The 2,742-nt window shown below is 73.6% G+C and carries 3 protein-coding genes; 1 reads left to right on the plus strand and 2 read right to left on the minus strand.

Going from position 1 to position 2,742, the window contains the following annotated elements; genetic code table 11:
• Positions 1-318 precede the first annotated feature (318 nt).
• A complete protein-coding gene (locus D0D15_RS35555) occupies positions 319-1,350 on the plus strand; it encodes a LysR family transcriptional regulator (protein WP_115945096.1) in 1,032 nt (343 codons plus the stop codon).
• Here the strand turns inward: D0D15_RS35555 and D0D15_RS35560 are convergent.
• Positions 1,237-1,698 (minus strand): Rv2732c family membrane protein, encoded by a 462-nt coding sequence (locus D0D15_RS35560; RefSeq protein ID WP_020419603.1) that lies wholly within the window; start codon positions 1,696-1,698, stop codon positions 1,237-1,239. The genes D0D15_RS35555 and D0D15_RS35560 overlap by 114 nt on opposite strands.
• A partial coding sequence (locus tag D0D15_RS35565; protein ID WP_115945097.1) for a MiaB/RimO family radical SAM methylthiotransferase occupies positions 1,695-2,742 on the minus strand: 1,048 nt, incomplete at its 5' end. The genes D0D15_RS35560 and D0D15_RS35565, both read right to left, overlap by 4 nt.

Consider the following 2,742-nt stretch of genomic DNA (forward strand, 5'->3'; position numbering starts at 1 on the left):
GGGGTGGGGTGGAGCACGCAACGCGGCGGGCGGGCGCAGCGCGACAGAGGGAAGCGGGCAGGCGGGCGCGAAGCGAAGAAGCAGCGCGGCAGGCGCAGCGGGCGCGAGGCGCGCCGGCACCCGTAGCGCAGCGGGCGGGCGCGCGCAGCGCGGCAGACGCAAAGCGGGCACGGCACCCGCAGCGCGCCACACGCAACGCGGCGCGCGCAGCGCGACGCGGGCGCGGCAAGCGCTAAGCGCGGCAGGCGGAGGCGAAGCGGCCGCACCAGGAGCTTGGTCACCTTGGCGTGGGCCGTCTCCGGGGCTTACCGTCGAGGCGTGGATCTGCGCCGCCTCGCCTCGTTTCTGGCGGTGGCCGAGGAAGGGCACTTCGGCCGGGCCGCGGCGCGCCTCTTCCTCTCCCCGCCGGCCGTCACCGCCCACATCCAGCAGCTCGAGCGTGACCTGGGGGTGCCGCTGTTCGAACGGTCGCCGGTCCGGCTCACCCCCGCCGGGCACCGCTTCCTGGGGCACGCCCGCGGCCTGGTCGACGGCGCCAACGCCGCCCTCGCCGACATGGCGGACCTCACCGAACAGGCCGACACCCTGCGCGTCGGCGTCATGGGGCACGGCTCGGCCGAGCTGACCCCGGCCGTCATCGCCGCGTTCCGGCACCTGCGGCCGCACGTGGAGCTCAAGCTCGAAGCGCTCACCTTCACCGAGCACACCAGCGCCCTGCTGGAGCACCGCGTCGACGTGGCCTTCGTCCGCCCCGCGGTCACCGACGAGCGCGTCACCGTCGACGTCCTCACCACCGAGGCCCGCATCGTCGTCATCCCGGCCCGCTCCGACCTGGCCGCGGCCGGCGAGCTGCACCTCGCCGACGTCCTGGACCTGCCGTTCGTCGCGCTGCCGCCGCACACCCCGCGGCCCTTCACCGACTACCTGTACTTCACCGAGGCCCGCGGCGGCGAGGCCCCGCGCCCCGGACCGGACCACGCGGTCACGCCGCAGGAGGTGCTGATGAGCGTCGCCGCCGGACGTGGCGCGGGCTCGGCGCTCAGCTCGTTCGCGCGCTTCTACCGCTGGCCCGGGACGGTCTGCGTGCCGGTCGTGGACGCGCCGTGGGACCACAGCGTGCTCGCCACCCGCACCGGGGACCGCGACCCGGACGTCCAGTTGTTCCGCGGCCTCGCCCGGTCACTCGCGCCGCGGTTCCACTCAGCTGCGGGACCGTACTCAGGTGCGGGACCGTACTCAGGTGCGGGACCAGGCGGTGCGCATCCACTGGGCGGCCAGCAGGATCGTCGCGACCAGGGCGATCACCATGCCGATGCCGGGGCCGCGGCCGGTGGCGCCGTTGGCGACTGACGACTGCTGCGACCAGATCGCCAGCAGCCCGTCGACGGAGGCGAACCAGCCGCCCATCGCGCACACCCACGACAGCCACCAGCGGCGCGTCATCAGCGTCAGCGCCGAGGCCAGCACGCCGATCACCGTGGACGTGACCGCGAACAGCTGCGGGATGCCGCCGCCCTGCCCGAGCAGCACCTGCCAGCCCACGTGCGGGCCGACCCACGGCAGCAGCTGGCCCACCAGCAGCACGAACACCAGCACCGCGATGACGAATCCGCGGCGGCCCAGCTCGACCGTGCGGGACGCCTTGGTCACGACCTCGTCGACGTCGGTGCCCAGCCGGTCGTAGTCGCTCTCGCTCACAGCCCGCACCCGCCCGTCGTCACCGGCTGGGGCGCCGGGCGGCCGAACGAGGGCAGCCCGAGGCTCACCCCGTCGGTCTTGGGCCGGCGGCCCGCCTCCACGTTGTCACCGGCGCGGGTGCGCCGGTGCGAAAGCAGGTCGCCGTCGGCGACGAGGTGGTGCGGCGCCCCGTAGGTGACCACGGTCTCCACGATGTCACCCGGCCGCACGGACCGGTCGATCGCGGACCCGGTGGGCGTGAAGTGCACCAGGCGCCCGTCGCGGGCGCGCCCGCTCATCCGCCGGGTCTCGGTGTCCTTGCGGCCCTCGCCCTCGGCGACCAGCAGCTCGACCTTGCGCCCGACCAGCTTCTTGTTCTCGTCCCAGGCGATCTCGTTGACCAGCTCGACCAGCCGGTCGTAGTGCTCCTGCACGACCTGCTTGGGCAGCTGGTCCGGCAGCTCGGCGGCCGGGGTGCCGGGGCGCTTGGAGTACTGGAAGGTGAAGGCGCTGGAGAACCGCGCCTGCCGCACCACGTCCAGGGTGGCCTGGAAGTCCTCTTCGGTCTCGCCGGGGAACCCGACGATGATGTCGGTGGTGATGGCCGCGTCCGGGATCCGGTCCCGCACCTTGTCCAGAATGGACAGGAACCGGCTGGACCGGTAGGACCGGCGCATCTCGCGCAGGATCCGGTCCGAACCGGACTGCAGCGGCATGTGCAGCTGCGGGCACACGTTCGGGGTTTCGGCCATCGCGTCGATGACCTCGTCGGTGAACGCGGCCGGGTGCGGCGAGGTGAACCGGACCCGCTCCAGCCCGTCGATGCCGCCGCACGCGCGCAGCAGCTTGGAGAACGCGTCCCGCTCGCCGAACTCGACGCCGTAGGAGTTGACGTTCTGCCCCAGCAGGGTCACTTCCAGCACGCCCTCGGCGACCAGCGCCTCGACCTCGGCCAGGACCTCGCCGGGCCGCCGGTCGCGTTCCTTGCCGCGCAGCGACGGCACGATGCAGAACGTGCACGTGTTGTTGCAGCCCACCGAGATCGACACCCAGCCCGAGTAGGCC

Source organism: Amycolatopsis thermalba, assembly GCF_003385215.1.
GTDB lineage: Bacteria > Actinomycetota > Actinomycetes > Mycobacteriales > Pseudonocardiaceae > Amycolatopsis_E > Amycolatopsis_E thermalba.